Source organism: Nocardioides sp. NPDC057772 (genome assembly GCF_042798075.1).
Lineage (GTDB): Bacteria > Actinomycetota > Actinomycetes > Propionibacteriales > Nocardioidaceae > Nocardioides.
Genome location: NZ_JBHVKN010000038.1, coordinates 1 through 24,012 on the forward strand (window position 1 = coordinate 1; position 24,012 = coordinate 24,012).

General features: G+C 71.0%; 20 protein-coding genes. 15 read left to right on the top strand and 5 right to left on the bottom strand.

Features of this window, described 5'->3' with window-relative positions; genetic code table 11:
- Positions 1-87 precede the first annotated feature (87 nt).
- Positions 88-1,590 (bottom strand): sugar transferase, encoded by a 1,503-nt coding sequence (locus ACFVJS_RS09420; protein WP_378878735.1) that lies wholly within the window; start codon positions 1,588-1,590, stop codon positions 88-90.
- Positions 1,591-1,777: 187 nt separating this feature from the next.
- Between ACFVJS_RS09420 and ACFVJS_RS09425 the strand changes: the two genes are divergently transcribed.
- From ACFVJS_RS09425 to ACFVJS_RS09445, 5 genes are read left to right on the top strand one after another with little or no spacing between them, the layout of a single operon-like run.
- Positions 1,778-2,383, top strand: coding sequence for a YveK family protein (locus tag ACFVJS_RS09425; RefSeq protein ID WP_378878737.1), 606 nt, complete (start codon positions 1,778-1,780; stop codon positions 2,381-2,383).
- 18 nt (positions 2,384-2,401) lie between these two features.
- Positions 2,402-3,718 (top strand): O-antigen ligase family protein, encoded by a 1,317-nt coding sequence (locus ACFVJS_RS09430; RefSeq protein ID WP_378878739.1) that lies wholly within the window; start codon positions 2,402-2,404, stop codon positions 3,716-3,718.
- Complete coding sequence (locus tag ACFVJS_RS09435) at positions 3,715-4,506, top strand: FkbM family methyltransferase (RefSeq protein WP_378878741.1); 792 nt, start codon at positions 3,715-3,717, stop codon at positions 4,504-4,506. The genes ACFVJS_RS09430 and ACFVJS_RS09435 overlap by 4 nt, the downstream gene beginning before the upstream one ends.
- 9 nt (positions 4,507-4,515) lie before the next feature.
- Entirely contained in the window at positions 4,516-5,775 is a 1,260-nt protein-coding gene (locus ACFVJS_RS09440) for a glycosyltransferase family 61 protein (RefSeq protein WP_378878743.1), read from the top strand.
- Positions 5,772-6,497, top strand: a complete 726-nt coding sequence (locus tag ACFVJS_RS09445; RefSeq protein ID WP_378878745.1) for a class I SAM-dependent methyltransferase — start codon at positions 5,772-5,774, stop codon at positions 6,495-6,497. Before ACFVJS_RS09440 ends, ACFVJS_RS09445 begins: the two co-directional genes overlap by 4 nt.
- On the opposite strand, the gene ACFVJS_RS09450 is transcribed toward ACFVJS_RS09445, so the two are convergent.
- Positions 6,498-7,628, bottom strand: a complete 1,131-nt coding sequence (locus ACFVJS_RS09450) for a glycosyltransferase family 4 protein (protein ID WP_378878747.1) — start codon at positions 7,626-7,628, stop codon at positions 6,498-6,500.
- Between the two features lie 88 nt (positions 7,629-7,716).
- Between ACFVJS_RS09450 and ACFVJS_RS09455 the strand changes: the two genes are divergently transcribed.
- Entirely contained in the window at positions 7,717-8,145 is a 429-nt protein-coding gene (locus ACFVJS_RS09455) for a serine O-acetyltransferase (protein WP_378878749.1), read from the top strand.
- A gap of 86 nt (positions 8,146-8,231) precedes the next feature.
- Here the strand turns inward: ACFVJS_RS09455 and ACFVJS_RS09460 are convergent, their stop codons facing one another.
- The 3 genes from ACFVJS_RS09460 to ACFVJS_RS09470 are packed head-to-tail and all read right to left on the bottom strand — an operon-like array spanning position 8,232 to position 12,832.
- Positions 8,232-10,523, bottom strand: coding sequence for a transglutaminaseTgpA domain-containing protein (locus tag ACFVJS_RS09460; protein ID WP_378878751.1), 2,292 nt, complete (start codon positions 10,521-10,523; stop codon positions 8,232-8,234).
- Positions 10,520-11,812, bottom strand: a complete 1,293-nt coding sequence (locus ACFVJS_RS09465) for a DUF58 domain-containing protein (protein WP_378878753.1) — start codon at positions 11,810-11,812, stop codon at positions 10,520-10,522. Before ACFVJS_RS09465 ends, ACFVJS_RS09460 begins: the two co-directional genes overlap by 4 nt.
- Positions 11,813-11,842: 30 nt before the next feature.
- A complete protein-coding gene (locus ACFVJS_RS09470) occupies positions 11,843-12,832 on the bottom strand; it encodes an AAA family ATPase (protein ID WP_378878755.1) in 990 nt (329 codons plus the stop codon).
- A 331-nt stretch (positions 12,833-13,163) separates the two neighbouring features.
- Between ACFVJS_RS09470 and mraZ the strand changes: the two genes are divergently transcribed.
- The 9 genes from mraZ to murD all read left to right on the top strand — a co-directional run bounded on the left by mraZ (position 13,164) and on the right by murD (position 23,923).
- Positions 13,164-13,586: a division/cell wall cluster transcriptional repressor MraZ gene (gene mraZ, locus ACFVJS_RS09475; protein WP_165109144.1), complete on the top strand. Its 423-nt coding sequence runs from the start codon at positions 13,164-13,166 to the stop codon at positions 13,584-13,586.
- Between the two features lie 235 nt (positions 13,587-13,821).
- Positions 13,822-14,832 carry a 16S rRNA (cytosine(1402)-N(4))-methyltransferase RsmH gene (gene rsmH / locus ACFVJS_RS09480; protein WP_378878757.1) on the top strand — a complete coding sequence of 337 codons (1,011 nt, stop codon included), beginning with the start codon at positions 13,822-13,824 and terminating at the stop codon, positions 14,830-14,832.
- A complete protein-coding gene (locus tag ACFVJS_RS09485) occupies positions 14,829-15,410 on the top strand; it encodes a hypothetical protein (RefSeq protein ID WP_378878759.1) in 582 nt (193 codons plus the stop codon). The genes rsmH and ACFVJS_RS09485 overlap by 4 nt, the downstream gene beginning before the upstream one ends.
- A gap of 12 nt (positions 15,411-15,422) precedes the next feature.
- The gene (locus ACFVJS_RS09490) at positions 15,423-17,237 is read left to right on the top strand and encodes a peptidoglycan D,D-transpeptidase FtsI family protein (RefSeq protein ID WP_378878761.1); all 1,815 of its coding nucleotides are present in this window, start codon (positions 15,423-15,425) and stop codon (positions 17,235-17,237) included.
- 165 nt (positions 17,238-17,402) lie between these two features.
- A complete protein-coding gene (locus ACFVJS_RS09495) occupies positions 17,403-17,834 on the top strand; it encodes a MarR family winged helix-turn-helix transcriptional regulator (protein ID WP_378878763.1) in 432 nt (143 codons plus the stop codon).
- Positions 17,835-17,980: 146 nt separating this feature from the next.
- Positions 17,981-19,606 (top strand): MFS transporter, encoded by a 1,626-nt coding sequence (locus tag ACFVJS_RS09500; RefSeq protein ID WP_378878765.1) that lies wholly within the window; start codon positions 17,981-17,983, stop codon positions 19,604-19,606.
- Between the two features lie 73 nt (positions 19,607-19,679).
- Positions 19,680-21,218 carry a UDP-N-acetylmuramoyl-L-alanyl-D-glutamate--2,6-diaminopimelate ligase gene (locus ACFVJS_RS09505; protein ID WP_378878767.1) on the top strand — a complete coding sequence of 513 codons (1,539 nt, stop codon included), beginning with the start codon at positions 19,680-19,682 and terminating at the stop codon, positions 21,216-21,218.
- Positions 21,219-21,356: 138 nt separating this feature from the next.
- Positions 21,357-22,475, top strand: a complete 1,119-nt coding sequence (gene mraY, locus ACFVJS_RS09510; protein WP_378878769.1) for a phospho-N-acetylmuramoyl-pentapeptide-transferase — start codon at positions 21,357-21,359, stop codon at positions 22,473-22,475.
- A complete protein-coding gene (gene murD, locus ACFVJS_RS09515) occupies positions 22,475-23,923 on the top strand; it encodes a UDP-N-acetylmuramoyl-L-alanine--D-glutamate ligase (RefSeq protein ID WP_378878770.1) in 1,449 nt (482 codons plus the stop codon). The genes mraY and murD overlap by 1 nt, the downstream gene beginning before the upstream one ends.
- Positions 23,924-24,012 lie beyond the last annotated feature (89 nt).

Genomic DNA, 24,012 nt, shown 5'->3' on the forward strand with positions numbered 1-24,012 from the left:
GCATCTGTCCGCCCCTGGATCTGTCCGCCCCTGGGTACCCGGCATGCGGGCATGGACGTTGTCGTACGACATCTCGGCGGCATCAGGTCAGTAGGCCCCTTGGGGGGTGAGGACGGCTCGTGCCGTCTTCAGCAGCAGCACCATGTCGGTCGTCATCGACCAGTTGTCGACGTAGTAGAGGTCCATCCGCACCGCCTCCTCGAACGGTAGGTCGCTACGGCCAGAGACCTGCCAGAGCCCGGTGAGGCCGGGCCGCACCAGCAGCCGTCGGTGCATCTCCTCGGGGTAGCACTCGACCTCCTCCGGCAACGGCGGGCGTGGGCCCACCAAGCTCATCTCGCCTCGGATCACGTTGAACAGCTGCGGCAGCTCGTCGATCGAGTAGCGCCGCAGGAACCTGCCGACCGGGGTCACCCTGGGGTCGTCTCGCAGCTTGAAGAGCACTTGCCCGTCCTCGGCCATCGAGTCGATCAGCTCTGCCCGCCGCTCGTCCGCGTCCTCGCTCATGCTGCGGAACTTGAGCATCGAGAAGTGCTCCCCGTTCCGGCCGCTGCGCTCCTGTCGGTACAACACCGGGCCACCGTCGTACAGCTTGACCACGGCGGCGGCGGCGAGCATCACCGGCGACGCGAGAGCGATCAGCGCCGTGCCCACCACGATGTCGAAGGTCCGCTTGAAACGCCCGCCGGCGCGGCCGAACTGGGGCTCGTCCACGTAGACCAGGGCGAGGCCCTCCACCCGGCGCATGTGGATCCGGGGGCCGGCGACGTCGAGCAGGCTCGGCACCACCGCCAGTCCGATGGAGGTGCCCTCCAGCGCCCAGCCGAGCTTGCGCAGGGTGTCCGACGACTCCAGGCCGGGCAGGGCCAGCACCATGTCGGCCTCGACGGCCTCGCAGGCGGCGACGATGCCGTCGACGGTGCCCAGCTCTCGCACCCCGCGCACCGAGTCAGGGCGTATCCGTCCTGCTTCACCCTCGCTCTCCGACCGGCACACCCCGACGATGGAGTAGCCCGTGTAGCTCACCCGCTCGAAGGCGGCGACGACGTCCGGGAGCGCGCCCGCCGCGCCCACGGCAACCACGCGGATCTGCAGCAGGCCTCGGTCCCGCAGGCGGTGGATGACCTTGCGTACGGCATACCGCATCACCAGCAACAGCACGGTGCCCGACCCGAAGAACAGCCAGAGGCCGAGTCGGGACACGTGGTTGTGCAGCAGGAACGCGGCCGTTCCCACCAGCGCGAACGCGAAGAGCGAGGCGCGGGTGACTCTGCGGAACTCCTCGGTACCGCCGCCGAAGTCCCGCCGGGTGTAGGCGCCGCGGGTGGCCAGGCAGGTGAACCATGCCAGCATCGCCCACGGGATGAGGGCGATGCTGTCGGACCAAACGGCGACCTCCTCGCCGCCGGCCGTCCAGGCCAGGGTCCCGGCCGCGGCCACCCCCAGAGCGAGGCCGTCGCAGACGACCACGACCACGAGCAGCGGCAACAGCTTGCGGTTGAGGTCGGGCCGGGTCCGTTCCCGGCTGATGCCTCTCGCGGCTCCGGCGGAATGTTTGGTTATCGGTGCGGTGAGCTGGTGCTCCGTCATCTGAATGTCCTTACTCGACCCCCGGTGCATAACGAAGCTTGTAACTCGTAGTTACACAATGTGGATCACTCAATGTTGCACGTCTGGTTACGTGTAGGGTCCGCGGCGAAGTTGCGACCCGGGCCTCGCGTGACGAAGCGGTGCCGACCTCGTTGTCAGACAACCCGAATCCCACGGAAGGTGTCCCTTGCAGAACCCCGAGATCTCTCACCTGGCCGCCAGGGAATGGATGACCGTGATCGGCTTCGCTCTCCTGGGACTGATGGCTGCCGTCACGCTCTCGTTCTCGAGCGATGAGACCTATGAGTCGCACACGCAGCTCTTCGTGAGCTCCGACGTCGAGAACGCGGCCGACGCGTACGCGTTCAGCATCTTCGCCGGCCAGCGCACCAAGTCGTACGCCGCCCTGGTGGGCAGCGAGAATCTCGCTGCCAGGGCCATCAAGAAGCACGACCTCGGCCTCACGCCGCAGGAGGTCTCCGCGAAGGTCTCAGCCGAGGTGCTCCCCGACACCGCGGTCATCGACATCACGGCGACCGACACCGACCCGAAGAAGGCCCAGCGTCTCGCCGGGGCCATCGCCGCGGAGCTTCCCGCCTACGTCCACGCCCTCGAGTCGGCCGACCGGAAGGGCAAGTCCACCTTCCGGCTGTCGGTGACCAGCCCGGCCTCGCTCGCGGACCGTGCGACGACGCCGCGGTGGAGCCTGAACATCGGCCTCGGCCTGGTGATCGGTGTCCTCTTCGGGGTCGCGGTCGCCGTGCTGCGGCAGCGCGCCACGGCGAGCGTCTGAGCCGGCGGGCACTCGGCGATGACAGCCACGGTGAAGCCGCTGCTCGGCGGAGCGATCCTCGCGCCGACTGTGGTCGCGGTGATCTGCCTGTGGCCGGCCTTGGCCTTGCCTGCCCTGTGCCTGGTCGCGCTCCTGACCGGTGCGGTGCTGTTCGGCGCCGAACGCGCCGGTGGCGTGATGGTGACGCTTGCCCTGTTCACCGCGCCGATGAACGAGCTGCGTCCGATCCCCGGCCTCAACATCGTCACCTACTGCGACCTCTTCCTGGTCCTCGGCTTCGCGCTGCTGGCACCCAGCATCAGCCACCGCCGGCTCCGGTTGCCGGTGACGTTCGCGATCGGGGCGTTGATCCTTGCCGTCGCCACGGTGACGGCCTCGTTGCTCAGCGCTGACCCGGTCACCAGTCTCAACTACGGGTCCAGGCTGCTGGCCACCGTCGTCGCGCTGCCGCTGGCGTTCGCGGCATGGCGACCCACCGGCGCTGTGATCGACCGTCTGGCCTGGGCCTACGTCGCTGGGCAGGTGGTCAGCACCCTGGTCGGCGTCATCGATGGCCCGATCGACACCGGACGGTACGTCGGGCTGTCGACCCACCCGAACCTCTTCGGGCTGGCCGCGGTCATCGCCGCCGGGCTGCTGGTCCACCTGGCCCACCGGTCGGGATCCATCGGCAAGGTGGCGGCAGTCGGCGCCGGCGGAGTCTTCGTGGCGGCCGGCCTGATGAGCGGCAGCCGCGCGGCGATTGTCGCCATCGCCCTGATCGCGCTGCTCTACCCGCTGATCGAGCGCTCCTTCGCCGCGGCGTACGCCATCGCCTGGACCGCTCTGCTCGCCTTCTTCTCGTTCGAACGAATGGTCAGCCTCAGCGGCGAGGGATCCGCGCTCGCGCGTCTCCAGGGTGACGAGACGGCGCGGACGTCGGACCAGATCCGCAAGGTCGCGATCCAAGACGGCCTGCATGACTTCCTCGCCCGCCCGCTGGCCGGCAACGGCTTCGCCAACGCGCTCGAGGCGCACGACATCTATCTCCAGATCGCGGTGACCACCGGGCTGTTCGGGCTGGTGGGATACCTCATGATCTTCTGGCCGTTCGTCTCCCCGCTGCTGACCAGGGGGCCGATGCACCGGCTCGCCTACGCCGCTGCTGCCTACGGCGCGGTCGGCCTGATCACCGCCAGCCTCTGGGATCGCCTCGTGGGTGCTGGCATCGCCCTGTGCCTGTTGGCGGGCCGGGCGACCGAGGACGACGAACCGCCGCCTGTCCCGAACCAGCCGACGCCCCCCGAAGCAGCCCCATCTCCGGCCACACGCCCCGCAGACCTGGAGGTCTCATGATCAGGACACCCCGCCTCGCCGCCCGGCGGATCAGGCAGTCGCTACGCTTCGCCAACGGCCTCCAGGTGCTCTGGCAGATAGCCACCGGGCCGACCCGATGGGGAACCGAGGAGCTCGTCTTCGAGCTCCGCTCCGGGGAAACGGTGCGTTGCCCCAACGTCGCCGGCGCGCGGGTGCCCGTCTATGAGCTCTTCATCGAGGACGCCTACCGGCTCGCCGAGCTGACCGAGGGGTTGCGCGATGACTTCGTCGCCCTCGACATCGGCGGTCAGATCGGCTGTTTCTCCACCGCGCTGGCCAGGCATGCGCCGAAGGCCACGATCCACACGTTCGAAGCCTCGCCGACCACGGCCGACTGGCTGCGCCGCAACATCGCGGGCAACGACCTCGGCGAGCGCGTCTTTCCGCGCCACCTCGCGGTGACCGAGCACGTGGGCATCATGGAGTTCGCCGACAACGGCAGCGGCAGCGGCCTGAACGGCGTCACCGCCCCCGCCGGCTCGACCACGGTGGTCGAGGTGCCGTGCACGACCTTCGGTGCCGCGGTCGCGCAGGCCGGTGGGCGGGTCGATCTGGTCAAGATCGACACCGAGGGCGCGGAGTACGACATCGTGCTCAGCAGCGACCCGGCGTCGTGGGCGAGCGTGCAGCGGGTGGTGATCGAGTACCACCCCGTTCCCGGCCGCAGCTGGGCCGAGCTGGCGCGGTTCTTCGCGGCCGTGGGCCTGGTCGTGACCCGGATCGAGGCTGCCGACGAGGGTCTCGGCACCGCCTGGCTGCGACGCTGAGGAGCCGTCATGCCACGACTTCCGGCCCCGTTGGAGCCCGCCTTCCCCCTGGTCAAGCGTGCCCACCGGCTCGCCACGCGCCGCGTCGGCGCCGTGACCCGCCGGGCGGCCGCCCGGCGTCCGGGTCCGCGTTCGGTTCCGGCCCGGGGCACCGACAGCTCCGTCGAGACCGTTGCGCTCGAGCCCGGGGCGGTGCGGCTCCACCCGGGCGGCCCGGGGGAGCAGCTGCGCCGGCCGATGCCGCAGGGCACGCCCGAGGGGCACTGGTTCTTCGATCAGGTACGTCGCTTCGACGTGCCCGCTCGGTTCACGCTGGAGATCGACCAGGGTCTGGTCGTCGGCCGGGACGGCGCGCACATCACGCCGGGCGGCATCCTCGACTACGAGACCAGCACCTACTTCGGTGTCGACGGCTGGCGGGAGCATCCGATCTACCTGCGTCGCCGCCTCCCCGAGGCCCAACGCGTCGACGGCAGCCTGCTGTCCCTGGCCACCCGCGGGACCTGGGGCAACTACTACCACGTGGTGATGGACCTGCTGCCCCGGTTGGGCGTCTTTCGCGAGTGCCTGCCCGATGTGCGTCCGGACCGATACCTGGTGAACCGCAACACGACCTACGCACGCGAGCTGCTCGCGCTGGTCGGCCTGGGTGACGTACCGACCTTGGAGCCCGGCCGGCGCACGGCCTACCGGGCGGAGCGGCTCTTCGTGCCGTGCATCAACAACCCCCACACGAGGGCCCCGCAGTGGACGACCGACTGGTTGCGGGCGAACCTGCCGCCCCGGCGTACGACCGGTCTGCCTCGGCGCCTCTATGTCACCCGCGGCAGCCGCAAACACACCCGCCGCGTCGACAACGAGGCCGAGGTCGTGAGCCTGCTGGCTCGGCACGGGTTCACCGTCTTCGACCCGGGAGCGCATCCCGTGCAGGACCAGATCGACCACTTCGCGGCAGCCGAGGTCATCGTGGCTCCGCACGGCGCCGGCCTGACCAACCTGAACTTCTGCCGTCCAGGGGTCAGGGTGCTGGAGCTGTTCGCGCCCGGGTATCTCAACCCCGGCTACTGGGCGATCACGGCGAACATCCCGGGGTCGGTGTACCGCTACCTCGTCGCACCGGCCGAGATACGCCCCGAGGGCACCGTGATGAACCGCGTCTACGACGACCTCATGGTCCCGCTTGCCGACCTCGAGTCGGCGCTCGCCGACCTGCTCGGCACAGGCGCCACTGCCAGCACCCCGCCCCCGACCCAGGAGGATCTCTCATGACCTTGCTCAACCTCGGCTGCGGCACCCGGACCAGCCCGTCGGCCGTCAACATCGACTGGGCGGTGGCGCTGCGCCTGAAGCGTTCCCGCCTCGGCCGCGGAGTCGCGCCCCTGCTGCTGCGGGGCGAGCGTCGGGCGCGCTACGACGCGATGGCCGGCGAGCTGGTCTGCCATGACCTGCGCCGCGGCATTCCCTACGACGACGGCACCGTCGACGCGGTCTACCACTCCCACGTGCTCGAGCACATCGACCGGGCCGCGGTGCCCGGATTCCTTGCTGAGATCCGACGGGTGCTCCGGCCCGGCGGCGTGCACCGGATCGTGGTGCCCGACCTCGAGCTCGAGGTGCGCCGCTACCTGGCCGACCTGGACGCGGTCGACCGGGGCGAGGCGGCGGCCGACGGCCACGACAGGTTCGTGCACGGGCTCCTCGAGCAGAGCGTGCGCCGAGAGGCCGCGGGCACCTCCGCCCAGCGGGGTGCGCGCCGGTGGTTGGAGAACACCTTGCTCGGCGACGCCCGCCGCCGCGGCGAGACCCACCAGTGGATGTGGGACCGGGTGAACCTGCGCGCGGTGCTCACCGAGCACGGCTTCACGGACGTCGACGTGGTCGACCATCGCACGAGCCGGATCCCGGGCTGGCCGGAGACCGGCCTCGACCAGGAGCCGGACGGTACGGAGTACCGCCCCGGCTCGCTGTACGTGGAGGCCGTGGCGGGCTGATCACCGATGTGCCCGCGACAGCGACCGGTCGATCGCCTCGCGGTAGAGGTCCTCGGCTCGGCGCAGCCAGGCCTGCGGCGTGAACCGCTCGCCGAAGACGGTGACGCAATGCTCGCGGAGCCCAGGAAGCTCGGCGTGCGCCCGCGTCAGCAGCCCGGCGAGGTCGGCGCGCGGACCGGCCACGCCGATGCCGAGCTCGGCGACCGCGACGCCGGCGGGGATGTCGTCGAAGGTGACGATCGGGGTGCCCACCGCGAGCGCCTCCAGACACACCAGGGCCAGGGCCTCGGGCCAGATCGACGGGAACACCAGGCCCCGGGCCCCGGCCATGACCTCGCGCAACCGATCCCGGGACAGCCGGCCCAGCAGCTCGACGTCCGGATGTGCGGGCAGCAGGCCCACCGGAGGCTCCCCGGCGACCAGCAGCCGCTGCCCCTGCGGCCACTGCGCGATGAGGGCGGGCAGACCCTTCTCCGGTTCGATCCGGCCGGCGTAGAGCCAGTAGTCGCCACCGGGCCCGGGCCGCGGCGGCTCGGCCACGAAGTTCTCCAGCACCAGCAGCTTGTGTGCGGGCACGCCCGCGTCGGTGTACAGCCGGGACATGCCGGAGCTGAGGGTGGCCAGGACATCGGCTCGTTCCAGCACCGGGTCGCGGGCGAACTTCGTGCCCAGGGCGACCGGCAGGGTCGCGGGCCGGCTCTCGTGGAAGCACCCGTGCCGCACGGCCGGGCGCACCGACCCCGAGGACGGACACTCCACGCACACCGCCCCGTCACGGAACAGTGTCGACCCCGGGCACAGCGGTCGGTAGTTGTGCAGGGTCGCGACCAGCGGTCCGTCCCACCGGCGCAGCCAGGTGCGCCCGAAGTTCGGAAACAGGTTGTGCACGTGCACCAGGTCGGGACCGAAGGCGCGCAGATCCTCCAACGGGCTCGGGCCGCGTCCGGTCATGGCGGTCAGCGCCGCCTCGAGCGGATAACCGCGGCGGGTCAGTCGATCATCGGTCGACTGGGCCAGCACTTCCACCTCGTGCCCGGCCTGCCGCAGCACCGCGGCCTGGGCGTCGACGGCCAGGTTCTCGCCGCTGGGGACCCGCGAGGAGTAGTAGCTGTGTATGAGCGCGATCTTCACCGTGAACTCCCGACTCCTTGTCCCGCGGGCCTCTATCCTGCCGCCCCCCACTAACCTGGCACAGCCGACCCCCCTCGGAAGGACCCACATGGACCTGACCACCCGACTGGTGTACTGGCGCGAGCGCCCGCTGCTGGGCCGCCTGGCCAGGCTGGTGCTCGGCCTGGTGTTTCACATCGACTTCCCCCTGACGGTGCGGGTCGGTGCGCGCTTCACGTTCCTGCACAGGGGCGTCGGCACCATCATCCATCCGGCGACCGAGATCGGAGACGACGTCACCGTGCTGCACCAGGTCACCATCGGCATGTCCGACGTACGCACCCCCGTACCGGTCGGCGACTGGCCGGTGATCAGGGTCGGTGACGGGGTCCTGATCGGTGCCGGGGCGAAGGTGCTGGCGCCGCACTCCGGGCTTGTCATCGGTGCGGGTACGACGATCGGCGCCAACGCGGTGCTCCTGGAGTCGACCGGTCCGGGCGAGGTGTGGGCAGGCGTTCCGGCGCGACGGGTCGGGTAGCGACCGGTGGTGCCCGGTCGGGGTGCCGGGTCCAGGCACGAAGAGGAGTGGGGGACCGTCCTCGTCGAGACCGGTCCCGGCCTCGACTAGGAGGAGATCAGCTCCCGCTCGGACCGCGTCGACGGCGCCTCGGGGGATGGCGCGGCGCGGCGCCGGAAGACCGATGCCGGCCACACAGCCGCCCGGCGCCGGGTCCGCCGGTCGGCCTCCTCCCTGAGCGCCGCCGAGACCAGGCGTACGTCGTCCCCGACCGCCGCGGTGTCGCGGTGCTCCGCATAGCGGTTGCGCTCGACGGCGGCCACGATCCGTTGCAGCGCGAGCATCGGCTCGCGGCCCTGCAGGTGCGGAGCCAGGGCGGTGGCCTCCTCCCGCGGTGAACGGGTCCCGGTCCAGGGCAGACCCAGGTCTATCGCGGTGTCGCCGAGCTCGGTCCAGCCGGCCTCCGCGTCGCCCGCGAGCCGAGCCGTACGCCGACGGCGCCGGATCACGGCCGGGGCGGCGAGAGCAACGGCCCCGACCAGGGCCACGATGCCGAGACCGGTCCAGACGGCCCCGGTGTTGGACTCCTCGGTGCCGGTGTCGGCGACCTCGGGCGTGTCCGGAGCCTCCCGCTGGGGGCGGTTGGGCACCGGGGCGACGCTCGTGCCGGCACTGGGAACGGGAGCCTCCGGCTCGTTGCGGGCGTTGCCCAGTGCACCGGCGGTGTAGCGGGGCTCCCGGGTGTCGGCGGCCGCCGGAGTCGGCTCGAAGCGGACCCAGCCGATGTCGTCGAACCACAGCTCGGGCCAGGCGTGGAGGTCGCGGCCGCGGAACTGCCAGACGCCGTCCTCGTTCTGGTCGCCGCCCAGGAAGCCGACGGCGACCCGAGCCGGGATGCCGAGCTCGCGGGCGAGCACGGCCATGGCGGTGGCGTACTGCTGGCAGTAGCCGACCTTGTTGGTCGTCAGGAACTCCAGCAGCGCCGCGCCGTCGGTGCCGACATCGCGCTCCAGGCTGTAGGTGAACTCGCCGCTGTGGCGGAACCAGTTCTGCAGGGCGACGGCCTTGGCGAACGGCCGGTCCTGGCCGGCGGTGCGTTCCAGGGCGATCTGCTCGATCTCCGCGGGGAGCAGCGGCAGGTCGGTCATGCCCGGCGGTGCGCCGATGCCGGGCTCACCCGCGGCGAGCAGGCGCTCCTGGGAGGGCTCGACCGGCGCGGCGGTCATCCGCCAGCTCTCCCCGGCGACGGTGTGGTCCCTGCCCTCGGTCGACATGAAGTCGAGGGTGTCCTCGTCGTAGCGCCAGGGGCCTTTGGCGGTGATCTCGAGCGGGTGGGTGAACACCGGGAGCCAGGTCGACTCGAAGTTGTCGGTGGCCTTCAGCTGGTAGGTCGTGGGCTCGCCGAGCAGGGTCTCGTCGGACATGGGCGGCTCGAAGACCGCCACGCCGGTCTGGTCGGAGGGGACGTCGCGGTTGCCGGGGGTCCACTCCGTGCCGGTGAACTTCGTCAGCGCGAGAATGCGCAGATAGGAGGGCGGCGCCGTCGGCTCGTCGTAGACCTGGGTCGCGGTGACCATCACCTCGTCGGACTGTCGGCGCAGATCGCCGTAGAGCCCGACGGTCGGGTTGATCACCCGCAGCTGGCCGCTGCCGTCGCCCGGCCCCAGGCCGGGGAGGGTGACGTTCGGGCTGGGCATCCAGGCCGGGGTCAGCAGGGCGATCGCGACCGCGGAGACGCCGATGAAGGCCGGCCCGGCGGCCGGCACCGCCGGCAGGTCCTCGTCGAGGCGCCGCCCCCAGCGGCCGAGCTGCTGGGCGCGGTCGAGACGCAGCATCACCAGGAAAGCGGTCGCGGTGAGCACGAAGACGACCCAGGAGACGCCGCCCCAGCCACCGGAGCCGATGATGCTGAACGGCACCGTGAACACGCCCAGTACGACGAGCCCCATCATCGGCGGCCGTCGCAGCGAGACCGCCAGGACGTCGGCCAGGAGCACCGCCGCCACGCCGCCCGGGACGAGGTAGGCGGACACCTCCGGTCCCGACATGGGCAGATCGAAGGGGTTGAAGGCCGAGTAGGCCTCGGCCATCGCCGCCTCGACGCGCGCCCGGCCGCCGGCGGTGACCGGGAACGGGTGCTGCACGAGCAGAAGGCTGGTCGCGATCGTGCCGAGGAGCAGCTGCAGGAGCACCACGACCGAGCCGTGCACGCGCAGGAGCCGGGCGGAGATGCCGGTGCCGACGACGAGCAGCCCGGCGACGAGGATCGGCCCGAGATAGGAGAACCGGGTGCTGGTGAACGAGCCCCACGAGGACAGGGCGAACAGCACGGTCACGAAGCAGGTCACCGGCACCGCCATCGCGGGCACGACGCTGCGTACGTCGGAGGAGGTCATCATCGTGCGGCCCCCGCTCCCGCGGCCGCGCCCCGGGTGCCGAGCTCGCGCCAGCGCCTCGCCACCGAGTCGCCGATCCCGAGCTCGACCGCCCTCCAGCCGTGCTGGACGAGCAGAGGTACGCCGCTGGGCCGCCGTTGCTCGGGGGCCAGATGCACCGCGCTCCAGCCGTCGACGGCGAGCGAGAAGGCGAGGGCGGCCCCGGTGTGGTGCCGCACCCGGCGAAGCACGCCGGCGTCCTCCTCGTCGAGGGAGCCGAGCACCGCCACGGTGACGCCGCCCTGGCCGGCCTCGCCGATCCAGGAGGCGTCGATGCGGTGGTGCTGGACGGTGTCGACCACGGCGAGCGCCTCCAGCAGGGCGGCCGCGTCGGCCTGGCCCTCACGGTCGTGCCAGCCGGCGTTGAGCTCGCCGGCGAGGTTGGTGCCGGGCGTGGTGCCGGCGGAGGTCACCAGGCGTACGGAATAGCCGGCCTCGACCAGGTGGACCGCGACCGACGCGGCGACCACGACGGCCTGCTCGAAGGACGAGCCCGCGCCCTGGCCGCGATGGACCGAGCGCCGGTTGTCGAGGAAGACGGTGGCCCGGGCCTGCCAGGGCTGCTCCTCGCGGCGCACCATCAGCTCGCCGAGCCGCGCCGAGCTGCGCCAGTGCACCCGGCGCAGCTCGTCGCCGCGGCGGTACTCCCGCACGGTGACGTCCTCCGCGCTGCCGCCGAGGAACGCCCGCGGCCGGGAGTCGCCCGACGCGGTGGCGTTGCCGGTCAGCGGGGTCGACGGCAGCGGGATCACCCGCGGCGTCACCGTGAACGGGAGCGTGGACTGGAAGGCGCGGTTGAGCTCCACCAGGCCGAACGGGTCGGCCACGGTCACCCGCATCGGGCCGATGTCGAAGCGGCCGCGGATCTCCGAGCGGATCTGGTAGCCGAGCTTGTGGCGCCAGCCGAAGCCGATCCGGTCGACCACGAAGCGCGGGCGACCGCCCAGCGCGTAGGGCACCGTCTCCTCCAGCAGCAGGGTCCCGGTGGGGATCCGGCCCTCGTTGGCGATGGTGAGCTCGACCCTGGCGGGCTGGCCGGCCTCGGTCAGGTGCGGCTCGATGTGGCGTACGAGGGCGAGCCGGTAGCGGCCCCACGCCGCGACCACCGCGGTGACCAGCGGCAGCGCGACCAGCAGCATCCCGATCCTGGACAACGTCGACTGGTCCAGCAGGATGCCGCAGACGATCGCGGTGATCCCGGCGGCCAGGAACGCCCGGCCCCGGACGGTCAGCCCGGACAGCGCCTCGCGCATCGCTTCCTCCCTGGAGCTCGGCCCGGCAGGTCAGGCCTGCGGCACCGGCACGGCGGACACGACGGTCTCGAGGATGTCGGTGACCGAGCGGCCGTGCATCGCCGCGGAGGCGCTGGGGAGGAGACGGTGGGCAAGGACCGGGCCGGTCAGCCTGCGTACGTCGTCGGGGAGGACGAACTCGCGTCCGTGCAGGGCTGCATGAGCCTTCGCGGCCCGCAGCAGGTGCAGGCTGGCCCGGGGCGAGGCGCCCAGAGCGAGCTCGTTGTTGGTGCGAGTCGCGGCGGTGAGCGCGACGGTGTAGCGGCGCACGGCGTCGGCGACGTAGACCTGGTTGACGACGCCGACGAGCTTGCGGATCTCCGCGGCGTCGGTCACCGGGTCGAGATCGTCGAGCGGGTTGGCCGCGCTGTGGCTGGCCAGCATCGCGATCTCGGAGCCCACCGGCGGGTAGCCGATCGAGACCCGTGCCATGAACCGGTCGCGCTGCGCCTCGGGGAGGGCGTACGTCCCCTCCATCTCGATCGGGTTCTGGGTCGCGATCACCATGAACGGTGACTCCAGCTGGTAGGTCACGTTGTCGACGGTGACCTGATGCTCCTCCATGCACTCCAGCAGGGCCGACTGGGTCTTGGGGGAGGCTCGGTTGATCTCGTCGCCGACCACGATGTTGGCGAAGATGCCACCCGGGCGGAACTCGAACTCGCGGCTGTTCTGATTGAAGATCGACACCCCGGTGACGTCGCTGGGGAGCAGGTCGGGTGTGAACTGGATGCGGCGCACCGAGCAGTCGATCGAGCGCGCCAGCGCCTTCGCCAGCTGGGTCTTGCCGACCCCCGGGACGTCCTCGATGAGGAGGTGCCCCTCGGCGAGGAGCACGGTGAGCGTGGAGTCGACGACGTCGGTCTTTCCTTCGATCACCTTCTCGATGCTGTCGCGAATGCGGCCCGCGACCCGCACCAATGTCTCGATCTCTGCCCCATGTACTGGACCCGATCCCGGGGCCTCCAACGGCGTCGTCACGTCGCGTCCTTCCGACTCACACCTGCTTATGGGAACACCGTACGGGGTAGCGCCTACGGGCGTCTGCGCCATTGACCCGACTGTGACCTGCCTGGGGGATGCCTGGTGGGGATGTCTGGTGGGGATGCCTGGGGATGTCTGGGGGTGTCCGGGGGTTTCTGGGGACGTCGGCCGACGCTCGACGCCCCGGCCGGACCGGGCCGCGGGAAGCGGTGTGTGGTGTGAAAACACCTCGTGGGGGAGGAAGGTGGTTTGAATGTGGGGGATTGTGGGGTACGGTGGGGCAAAGTGGAGGAACGATCCACGTTGAGCTGACCGCGGGGGCGAGCACATGTTCTTCATGGGCACGTACACGCCGAAGCTCGACGAGAAGGGCCGGATCTTCCTTCCCGCAAAGTTCCGAGAACGACTGGCGGAGGGGGTTGTCGTGACGCAAGGTCAGGAGAACTGCCTCGTGGTGTGGCCCGAGGACGTCTTCATGCAGGAGGCGCAGCGGGCCCAGCAGACGCCGCTCACCTCTCGGGACGCACGCGACTACGCCCGTGTCCTCTTCGCGGGGGCCGAGCAGACGACACCGGACAAGCAAGGCCGGATCGGCATCCCGCCGCTCCTGCGTGACTACGCCGGGATCGTCAAGGACGTCGTCGTGATCGGTGTGATGGACCGGATCGAGATCTGGGACCCGGCCAGGTGGGCGGAGTACTCCGCGGGTGCACAGGCCAAGTTCGCGGACCTCGACGAGTCAACGGACTGATAAAGGGACAGATCGACAAAGCGACAAGCAACACCACAAGTCAACAGCGGATCCGCAGGACGAGGTCTCAGTCCCGCTCCACTCATCCAGCCATCCGGGGCACCTTCCCCGGTTCCGGACGGCACTTGGTGGTGACGGAGCGGGCATGAGACCTGGCTCTGCGGATCCGTGGCGTTGTCAGCCCGTGGCTCTGCCGAAGAGGCGGGCGAGAACACACACCAGACGAAGCCGTGCGATGGGGGTCGAGGCGGTGACGAACCAGAAGCACGTGCCGGTGATGCTCGATCGCATCGTCGACCTGCTCGCGCCGGCGCTCGCCGACGGCGGTGTCCTCGTCGACTGCACGACCGGCCACGGCGGTCACACCGAGGCGGTCCTCGAGCGGGTCCCCGGGTCACGGGTGATCGGCATCGACCGCGACACGTACGCCCTCGGCATCGCGGGGGAGCGGCTGGCGCGCTTCGGTGACCGATGGACCGGTGTCCACGCGGTCTACGACGAGATCCTCGACGTCGTCGCCGGGCAGGGTCTGGACGAGGTCCAGGCCGTGCTCTTCGACCTCGGTGTCTCCTCGATGCAGCTCGACCAGCGGGAGCGTGGCTTCGCCTACGCCGAGGACGCGCCGCTCGACATGCGGATGGACGCGACCCGTGGCCAGACCGCGGCGGACGTCCTCAACACCTACTCAGCGGCGGACCTGACCCGGATCCTGCGGGACTACGGTGAGGAGAAGTTCGCCAAGAAGATCGCCCACGCCGTGGTCAAGCGTCGCGAGAAGCAGCCGTTCACGACCTCGGGACCGCTCGTGGAGCTCCTCTACGCGGAGATCCCGGCACCCGCTCGTCGCACCGGCGGCCATCCGGCCAAGCGCACCTTCCAGGCGCTGCGGATGGAGGTCAACGACGAGCTCGGGGCGCTGCGTACGGCACTGCCTGCCTCCCTGGAGGCTGTCGGCGTCGGTGGCCGCGTGGTGGTCGAGTCCTACCACTCGCTGGAGGACCGCCTCACCAAGCGGGCCTTCGCCGAGGCGACCAAGCTGGACGTACCTCCCGACCTGCCGTTCGTGCCGCCCGACGCGGAGCCGTCCTTCCGCCTGCTCACCCGTGGTGCCGAGCAGGCCACCGAGCAAGAGATCGAGGAGAACCCGCGTGCCGCCTCGGTGCGGCTGCGCGCGGTGGAGCGCACCAAGCCCCGAACCAACCCGAGAACGAGCACAGCCAAGCCAACCCCTGGAGCGACCAGATGAGCATCGCCGCCGCGCCACAGGCGCCCGCGCGCCGCCCGGACCGGGCGGCCGAGACGACCCAGCCACGGCTCGCCGCCGTCCCGGAGCCGCTGCCGGCCTCGCTGGCCCCGCGGCTGCCGTTCGTCGTGCTCGTCTCGATGCTGCTCGTCGGCGGTGTCGTGGGTCTGCTCGTCTTCAACACTTCCATGCAGCAGTCGGCCTTCCAGGAGCAGCGTCTCCAGGAGCAGGCGACCACCCTGGCCGCCCGGGAGCAGGCGCTCGACGGTGAGCTGAAGAAGATGGAGGACCCGCACAAGATCGCCGCCGCGGCGAAGAAGCTCGGCATGGTCGTCCCGCAGAGCGCGGCCATGCTCCGGGTCCCCGAGGCCAAGGTCGAGGGGGAGGCGGTCCCGGCCGACCGCTCCGCGACGCCGCCGCTGCACCCGAAGGTCGCCAAGCCCTACAGCGTGCAGGTCGCCGAGCAGAAGGCGGCCGAGGCGGCCGCCGCGAAGAAGAAGGCGGCCGAGCTCGCCGAGAAGAAGCGCGCCCAGGAGGCGGCCGAGGAGCAGCAGCGTACGTCCACGGGCGAGGCCCGGTAGGGGAGGAGAGCGATGGCCAGGCGACAGGTCCAGCGGAAGGTCGGCCGGCCGGCGCGACGCCCGGGCGCCAAGGCCACGCAGCGGCGCGGGCCGGTGCACATCCGGCTCCGCGTCGGCTTCATCCTGGTGGCGATGGTCCTCTCGGTCTTCGGTGGCCGGCTGGTGCAGCTGCAGGGCATCGACCCGCACTCTTACGCCGCGATGGCGGCCGCCGAGAACGTCGTCGACGTCGTGCTGCCGGCCGAGCGTGGTGAGATCCTCGACCGAGACGGCGAGGCGCTGGCCGACTCCTCCGACGGGCTGATGGTGCTGGCCGACCCGAAGCAGACGACGAAGGATGCTCCCGCGATCGCCGCGTTCCTGGCCAAGGAGCTCGGCGTCGACTACGCCTCGGCGCTCACCAAGCTGCGCAAGAAGGGCAGCCGGTTCCAGTACATCAAGCGTCAGGTGCCGGCGACCCAGGCGACCGCCGCGGTCGAGAAGGCGAAGAAGGCGGGCTACCAAGGGCTGTGGACCAGCCGTGACCCGCTGCGCAACTACCCGAACGGCGACGTCGCGGCCAACCTGGTCGGCTTCCTCGGCAACGACCAGCGGCCGCTGGCGGGCCTCGAGGCGGCCTTCGACAAGCACCTGGCCGGCAAGGACGGCCACGCCGAGTACGACGCGACCAGCCCGGTCAGCGGCACCCGGATGCCGTTGGGCACCAACAACCGGGTCGCTCCGGTCGACGGCAACGACCTGAGGCTCACGATCGACCGCGACCTGCAGTACTACGTCCAGCAGACCCTGATGGACGCCGTGCAGAAGTCGCGCGCCGAGTCGGGGATGGCGGTGGTCATGGACACCCAGACCGGAGAGGTCCTGAGTCTGGTCGACTATCCGACCTTCGACGCCCGCGACCCGGCGGCCTCGCCGAAGACGCTGCGGGGGAGCAACGCGCTCTCGAACGTCTACGAGCCGGGCTCGGTCCAGAAGGTGCTGACCGTCGCCGGCCTGCTCGACCAGGGCCTCGTCTCGCCGTCGACCCGGATCCGGGTGCCGGAGTCCTACATGTCGGGCGGCGCTCCGATCACCGACTGGTACCCCCACGGCGTCGAGAAGCTCACCTTGGCCGGTGTCATCGCGAAGTCGTCCAACATCGGCACCGTGATGGCCGCGGACAAGTACCCCGAGGGCCAGCTGCGCGACTACCTGCTGGCGTTCGGCCAGGGTCAGCGCACCGGCCTCGGTCTCGACACCGAGTCGGCGGGTCTGCTGGCCTCGCCGGAGGCGTGGAACGACGCCAACGAGGACCGCATCGACTTCGGCCAGTCCATCTCGGTCAACGCGGTGCAGATGACCGCCGCCCTCAACACGATCGCCAACGGCGGCGTACACATCGACCCGAGCCTGATCGTCGGGAAGGCCACCAACAACTCCGGTGCCGAGGTCGGCACCGATACCGCCGAGCGCAACCGGGTGGTCTCGCAGGAGGCCGCCTCGCAGACCGCGGAGATGATGGAGCGGGTCATCAACGACCCGGTCAACGGGACCGCTCCGCAGGCCGGGGTCGACGGCTACCGGGTCTCCGGCAAGACCGGCACCGCGCAGCGGGTCAACTCCGAGTGCAAGTGCTACGACGGCACCACCACGGTCTCCTTCGGCGGCTTCGCCCCCACCGACGACCCCCGCTTCACGGTCTACGTGGCCATCCACAACCCCGGCAACGGCGGTGGCGGTGGATCCGTCGCCGGCCCGGTCTTCTCGCAGATCATGTCCTTCGCCCTGCGCCGCTACGGCGTCCCGCCGACCGGGACCGAGCCGTCGAAGATGCCTACTGGGTGGTGAGTCCGTGCCCCTGGGATACCCGGTCGACCGGGTATCCCAGGGGTTGACGAGCACTGAAACACCCGTCAACCCCACGAGGTGCCCGTCCAGCATGCCGTGCCATCTCGCGATGCGAACCGAGCGCTTCGATTGGTATCCAATACATAAGTGAGTTATGTTGTTTTGGTGAGTGCACAAGTGACCGGTCGAGATCTGGCACCCACCATGGAGCGCCTGGTGCGACTCGTGCGGGAGGTGTCGACGGCCGGTGAGGTATCCACGACCGGAGCCGCGGTGATCGCGCGGCTGGGGCGGCTCGGTGGCCAGCGGATCACCGATCTCGCCCGGGCAGAGGGCGTGTCCCAGCCAGCGATGACCCAGCTGGTCAACCGGCTCGAGCAGGACAGGCTGGTGCGGCGTACGGCTGACTCGACCGACCGCCGCGGGGTGCTCGTCGAGGTCACCGACCGCGGTCGTGAGGTCACCGCCGCGAGGCGTACGCAGCGGGCCGAGGCGCTCGAGGCGGCGCTGGAGCGTCTCGACGGGTCCGACCGTACGGCCATCGCGGCTGCCCTGCCGGCCCTCGACCGGCTCGTCGACGCCGTGCTCGAGTCCTGACGCGCCGGCCTGCCGGCGACGCGTACGAAACCAACGTCTGAGAAGAGGCAAGAAGTATGAGCTCCCACCCAGGGGCAGCTGCCGCAAGTCCGTTCAAGCAACCACGCGCCGTGTGGGCGGTCGCGTTCGCGTGCGTGGTGTCGTTCATGGGCATCGGGCTCGTCGATCCGATCCTGCCGGTGCTCGCCGAGGAGCTGGAGGCGACGCCCGCGCAGGTCTCGCTGCTGTTCACCAGCTACCTGGTGGTGACCGCGGTGGCGATGCTCGGGGTCGGCTGGGTCTCCAGCCGGATCGGCGCGAAGTGGACGCTGATCCTCGGTCTGGTGCTGATCGTGGTGTTCGCCGGGCTGGCCGGGACCGTCGACGGCGTGGACGGCATCGTCGGCTTCCGGGCCGGCTGGGGACTGGGCAACGCCCTGTTCATCTCGACGAGCCTGGCGGTCATCGTCGGCTCGGCGACGGGCGGGTTCGCGGGCGCCATCATTCTGTACGAGACCGCCCTCGGCCTCGGCATCGCGGTCGGTCCGCTCCTCGGTGGCGTGCTCGGCGGCATCTCCTGGCGCGGCCCGTTCTTCGGTGTCTCCGCGCTGATGGCGGTCGCCCTGGTCGCGACGCTGGTCTTCCTGCCGCCGACGCCGAAGCCGGAGAAGAAGGTCTCGCTGGTGGCCCCGCTGGCCGCGCTGCGCCACCGCGGGCTGCTGACCATGGGCATCATGGCGCTCCTCTACAACTGGGGCTTCTTCACCCTGCTCGGCTACGCGCCCTACCCGATGGGCCTCCACGACCCGCTGCAGCTCGGCTGGGTCTTCTTCGCCTGGGGCATCCTGGTCGCCGTCTTCGCCGTGTGGGGCGCTCCGTGGGCGCAGCGCCGCTTCGGCACCGCGCCGACCCTCTACGTCAACCTGCTCGGCCTCGGCATCCTGCTCGCCGTCATCGGCCTGGGCGCCTCCTCGCCGACCGTGGTCATCGTGGCCGTGATCCTGTCCGGCATCTTCGTCGGACTCAACAACACGCTGACCACCCAGGCGGTCATGCTGGTCTCGCCGGTGGAGCGGCCGATCGCGTCCTCGGCCTACGGGTTCGTACGCTTCATCGGCGGTGGCCTGGCCCCGTTCGCGGCGGGCAAGATCGCCGAGGCGACCGACCAGTCGGTGGCCTTCTACGTCGGCGCCGCCGCGTTCCTGGTCGCGATCCCCGTCCTGGCCAGCGGCCACAAGCTGATCACCGCCGCTGAGTCGGCCGAGACCGCCGAACCGGTCGCGCCGACGCTGGAGCCCGTCGGACCCGTCCGCGGTGAGGGTCGCCCCGTGCTCGTGGCCGTCGGGGCCACCCTCGACGCCGACGCGGTCGTCGACCGGGCCGCCGAGATGGCCGCGGCCGAGGGCGCCCCGCTGGAGGTGGTCCACGTCCGCGAGACCGAGGTCGTCGAGGAGCTCGCGATCGACGCCGAGGAGCCGGAGATGGCCGCCGCGACCGTACGCGCCCACCTCGACCGCCTCGCAGCCCGCGGCGTGACCGCGACCGGACTCGTGCTGCACAGCGTCGGCGACCACGCCAGCGCCGGGACGGTGCTGGCCAGGTACGCCACCGAGGCCCGGGTCCGCACGATCGCCCTCGGATCCTCCCCGCGAGGCCGCGCGGCACAGCTCACCGACGGCTCGATCACCGCGGCGGTGGTCCGCAACGCCGGCGTACCCGTCGTGCTCGTCGTCCCGGGCGAGGAGCCCCGCGAGCTCAGTGCCGCCGCACTGACCCAGCTGCGCCGCGCCTGAGCGCCACGCCTGGGCGCCACGCCTGAGGTCGGCCCGGCGGGACCTCGTCCCGCCGGGCGGATAACCTTCCCGGGTGAGCAGTGCGTACGAGACGGCGGCCGCGAAGAGCCCGACCCGCCCCCGAGTGACCGAGCCGGTGACGCTGGCCGACCTGGCCGACGAGCTCGGCCTGGACGTCCGTGGCGAGGCCCACGTCACCGGGGTCACGCTGAGCTCCCAACGGGTGCTGCCCGGTGACCTCTACGCCGCGCTCCCCGGCAGCCGCGCGCACGGCGCCGGCTACGCCACCGGTGCGATCGAGGCCGGTGCGGTGGCGGTGCTGACCGACGCGGCCGGGGCCGCGGTGCTGGAGTCCCAGGGCCTCGGCGAGGTGCCGATGCTGCTCGTCGAGCAACCGCGCAAGGTGCTCGGGGCCCTCTCGGCCCGCGTCTACGGCAACCCGTCGAGCAGCCTGAAGCTGATCGGGGTGACCGGCACCCAGGGAAAGACCACGACCACCCGGCTCGCCGAGAGCGCGCTGCTCGACGCCGGCCACCGCGCCGGCGTGATCGGCACGGTCGGCACCCGCATCGGCGGCCGCGACGTGAAGACGCCGCTCACCACGCCCGAGGCGCCCGACCTGCACGGCCTCTTCGCCCGGATGGTGGAGGAGGGGACCGAGGCGTGCGCGATGGAGGTCTCCTCCCACGCCCTGGTGATGGGCCGCGTCGACGGCGTCGTCTTCGACGTCGCGGTCTTCCTCAACCTGGGCCGTGACCACCTCGACTTCCACGAGACCGTCGAGGACTACTACGCCGCGAAGGCCGACCTGTTCACCCCGGAGCGGGCGATGTTGGGCATCGTCAACATCGACGACGAGCACGGCCGCCGGCTCGCGGCCGAGGCGACCATCCCGATCCTCACCTACGCCCTCCACGACGACGCCGCCGACTGGCGCGCCACCGACGTCGAGCTGCGCCCCGACGGCTCCACCTTCACCGTCCACGGCCCCGACGGCCTGGAGTTCCCGGGCGCCAGCCCGCTGGCCGGCGACTACAACGTCAGCAACACCCTCGCGGCCCTGGCGAGCATCCACCACGCGTACCAGAGCGACGACGTCGTACGCAGCGTCGCCACCGCCCTCGCCAAGGGCTCCGGCGTCCCGGGACGGCTCGAGCGGATCGACGAGGGCCAGCCGTTCACCGTCGTGGTCGACTACGCGCACAAGCCGGACGCGGTCGAGGCCGCGCTCGGCACCCTCCGCCCGCTGACCGAGTCGCGGCTGATCGTCGTGATCGGGGCCGGGGGAGACCGCGACACCGGGAAGCGGCCGATCATGGGTGAGATCAGCGCGCGCCTGGCCGACCACGTGATCGTCACCGACGACAACCCCCGCACCGAGGACCCGGCGAGCATCCGGCGACAGGTCCTGGAGGGCACCACCGGCGGGTCCGCGAGCGTCGAGGAGATCGGCGACCGGCGGGCCGCGATCGAGCGCGCGATCGGTCTCGCCGAGCCGGGCGATATCGTCGTCGTCGCAGGTAAGGGGCATGAGACGGGCCAGGAGATCAACGGCGTCACCCACCCGTTCGACGACCGCGAGGTCGTCCGTGAGGCGTTGTCCACACACTGATCGACGGGCTGATACGGCGGGGTGCCGCAGAGCCGGCGAACCCGTAGGGAAGAATGCCCGGGGCCGGTGTCTTCGCTATGCACACCGGCCCGGGGGCAAGGACATGGAACGGCATGGCAAGGAAGGCACCCGGCTGACATGAGAGCGATCTTGCTGAGCGGAGCGATTGCGCTTCTGTTCTCGCTGCTCGGCACCCGATTTGCGATCGTACAGTTCACGAAGTTGGGCTACGGCCAGGAGATCCGGGAGGACGGGCCGACGACCCACCGCACCAAGCGCGGCACGCCGACCATGGGTGGCGTCGCCATCGTGATCTCGGTCGTGGTGGGCTACTTCGCGGCCAAGCTGCTGACCGGTGACGCCCCGAGCGCGACGGCCTACCTGCTGCTCTTCCTCCTGGTGGGCATGGCCGCGGTGGGCTTCGTCGACGACTTCATCAAGGTCTTCATGCAGCGCAACCTCGGTCTGCGCGCGTGGTCCAAGATGGTCGGGCAGACGCTGGTCGCGGTCGGCTTCGGCGCGGTCGCGATCCACCCCGGCCTGGCCAACGACGACGGCATCACGCCCGCGGCCGACCAGCTCTCCTTCATCCGGGACTTCGGCCCCCACTTCCTGGGCGGCGACGGCGTCCTCTACTGGCTCGGCGGGGCCCTCCTTCTGGTGATCTTCTGGATCATGGTCACCGGCACCTCCAACGCCACCAACCTCACCGACGGTCTCGACGGCCTGCTGGCCGCCTCGTCGGCGATCGTCTTCGCGGCCTACACGATCATCTCGATCTGGCAGAACAACCAGCGCTGCGGCCGTCCGAGCGTCGAGATCGGCACCTGCTACGAGGTACGCGACCCGCTCGACATGGCCATCCTCGGCGCCGCGATCAGCGGCGCGTGCATCGGCTTCCTGTGGTGGAACGCGAGCCCGGCGAAGATCTTCATGGGCGACACCGGCTCGCTCGCGCTCGGCTCCGTGCTGGCCGGCTTCGCGATCCTGTCCCACACCGAGTTCCTGCTGATCATCCTCGGCGGCCTCTTCGTCACCGAGACGGTCTCGGTGATCCTGCAGACGGGGTGGTTCAAGATCACCCGCAAGGTGACCGGCACCCCGAAGCGCATCTTCCGGATGACGCCGATCCATCACCACTTCGAGATGCTCGGCTGGGAACAGGTGACCGTGGTGATCCGGTTCTGGATCATCACCGGCCTCTGCGTCGCGGCCGGTCTGGGAATCTTCTACGCCGAATGGGTGGCGACCATCTGATGGACCAGGAAAACCTCGACAAGCTCGGCCGCAACGACTCCTGGGAGGGCGTGAAGGCGGTCGTCGCCGGCTTCGGCGTCTCCGGTTTCGCGGCCGCCGACAACCTCACCCACCTGGGTGCCTCCGTCATCGCCCTGGACGAGTCCCCGGGCGACGAGGAGCGCCAGGAGAAGGCCAAGCTCCTCGGCATCCTGGGTGCCGACGTACGCCTCGGCGAGGGCGCCACCCACGTGCTGCCCGACGACGTCGACGTCGTGGTCACCTCGCCCGGCTGGCGCCCGACCGCGCCGCTGCTCGCCCAGGCACGCGAGCGCGGCATCCCGATCTGGGGAGAGGTCGAGCTCGCCTGGCGGCTGCGCGACCCCGACAACGCCGCTCCCTGGCTGGCGGTCACCGGCACCAACGGCAAGACCACGACCGTGCAGATGCTCGACAACATCCTGCGTACGGCCGGGCTGCGGTCCGTCGCCGTCGGCAACGTCGGCCTGCCGATCGTCGAGGCCGTGATGGACCCCGAGCCCTACGACGTCTTCGCCGTCGAGCTCTCCTCCTTCCAGCTCCACTACACCTCCTCGATGGCCGCCGAGGCCGCCGTCGTGCTCAACATCGCCGAGGACCACCTCGACTGGTATCCGTCGATGGAGGAGTACGCCGCCGACAAGGGCCGCATCTACGAGGGTGTCGAACGCGCCTGCGTCTACAACGTCGCCGACGAGGCCACCATGCACCTGGTCGAGGAGGCCGACGTCGTCGAGGGCGCCCGCGCGATCGGCTTCACCCTCGGCACCCCGGCCGTCGGCCAGGTCGGCGTCGTCGAGGACATCCTGGTCGACCGCGCCTTCATCGAGGAGCGCCAGACCTCAGCCGCGGAGCTGTGCCAGATCTCCGACCTGGCCTCCTCCGCGCCCCACTACGTCCAGAACGCGCTCGCCGCCGCCGCGCTGGCGCGGGCGCACGGCGTCTCCCAGGCCGCCGTACGCGACGGCCTGAAGTCGTTCCGCCCCGACGGCCACCGCATCGAGGTCGTCGCCGAGGTCGGTGGCGTCACCTGGGTCGACGACTCCAAGGCGACCAACCCGCACGCCGCCCAGGCCTCGCTGCAGGCCTACGACCCGGTGGTCTGGATCGCCGGCGGGCTGGCCAAGGGCGCTCGGTTCGAGGATCTGGTCGCCTCCATCCACGACCGGCTCCGGGCTGTCATCCTGATCGGCCAGGACCGTGACGTGATCGCCTCGGCCCTCGCCGCCCACGCCGGTGATCTGGAGATCGTGGAGCTCGACGACCCCGACGGCGAGGCCGCTCTCGCGGAGGCGGTCGAGATCGCCGCCGCGCTGGCCAAGCCCGGCGACACCGTGCTCCTGGCTCCCGGCTGCGCCAGCCAGGACCAGTTCCGCGACTACAAGGCGCGCGGCGAGGCCTTCGCCGACGCCGTACGCCGCACCGTCTGACCCCGGCCGCCACGGCGGGGAGCCGACACGCGGGGGCAGATGCGGCCCGAGCACCGGGGCGGCGGCGAGAATGTAACGGACGTACTGGA

What these genes read in the sequence shown, in the direction of transcription:
- murD (WP_378878770.1), top strand. Translation starts at nt 22,475, where the DNA reads ATGGACCAGGAAAACCTCGACAAGCTCGGCCGCAACGACTCCTGGGAG.
- ACFVJS_RS09485 (WP_378878759.1), top strand. Translation starts at nt 14,829, where the DNA reads ATGAGCATCGCCGCCGCGCCACAGGCGCCCGCGCGCCGCCCGGACCGG.
- ACFVJS_RS09455 (WP_378878749.1), top strand. Translation starts at nt 7,717, where the DNA reads ATGGACCTGACCACCCGACTGGTGTACTGGCGCGAGCGCCCGCTGCTG.
- mraY (WP_378878769.1), top strand. Translation starts at nt 21,357, where the DNA reads ATGAGAGCGATCTTGCTGAGCGGAGCGATTGCGCTTCTGTTCTCGCTG.
- mraZ (WP_165109144.1), top strand. Translation starts at nt 13,164, where the DNA reads ATGTTCTTCATGGGCACGTACACGCCGAAGCTCGACGAGAAGGGCCGG.
- ACFVJS_RS09465 (WP_378878753.1), bottom strand. Translation starts at nt 11,812, where the DNA reads ATGCGCGAGGCGCTGTCCGGGCTGACCGTCCGGGGCCGGGCGTTCCTG.
- ACFVJS_RS09460 (WP_378878751.1), bottom strand. Translation starts at nt 10,523, where the DNA reads ATGATGACCTCCTCCGACGTACGCAGCGTCGTGCCCGCGATGGCGGTG.
- rsmH (WP_378878757.1), top strand. Translation starts at nt 13,822, where the DNA reads ATGGGGGTCGAGGCGGTGACGAACCAGAAGCACGTGCCGGTGATGCTC.
- ACFVJS_RS09420 (WP_378878735.1), bottom strand. Translation starts at nt 1,590, where the DNA reads ATGACGGAGCACCAGCTCACCGCACCGATAACCAAACATTCCGCCGGA.
- ACFVJS_RS09445 (WP_378878745.1), top strand. Translation starts at nt 5,772, where the DNA reads ATGACCTTGCTCAACCTCGGCTGCGGCACCCGGACCAGCCCGTCGGCC.
- ACFVJS_RS09490 (WP_378878761.1), top strand. Translation starts at nt 15,423, where the DNA reads ATGGCCAGGCGACAGGTCCAGCGGAAGGTCGGCCGGCCGGCGCGACGC.
- ACFVJS_RS09435 (WP_378878741.1), top strand. Translation starts at nt 3,715, where the DNA reads ATGATCAGGACACCCCGCCTCGCCGCCCGGCGGATCAGGCAGTCGCTA.
- ACFVJS_RS09500 (WP_378878765.1), top strand. Translation starts at nt 17,981, where the DNA reads ATGGGCATCGGGCTCGTCGATCCGATCCTGCCGGTGCTCGCCGAGGAG.
- ACFVJS_RS09440 (WP_378878743.1), top strand. Translation starts at nt 4,516, where the DNA reads ATGCCACGACTTCCGGCCCCGTTGGAGCCCGCCTTCCCCCTGGTCAAG.
- ACFVJS_RS09430 (WP_378878739.1), top strand. Translation starts at nt 2,402, where the DNA reads ATGACAGCCACGGTGAAGCCGCTGCTCGGCGGAGCGATCCTCGCGCCG.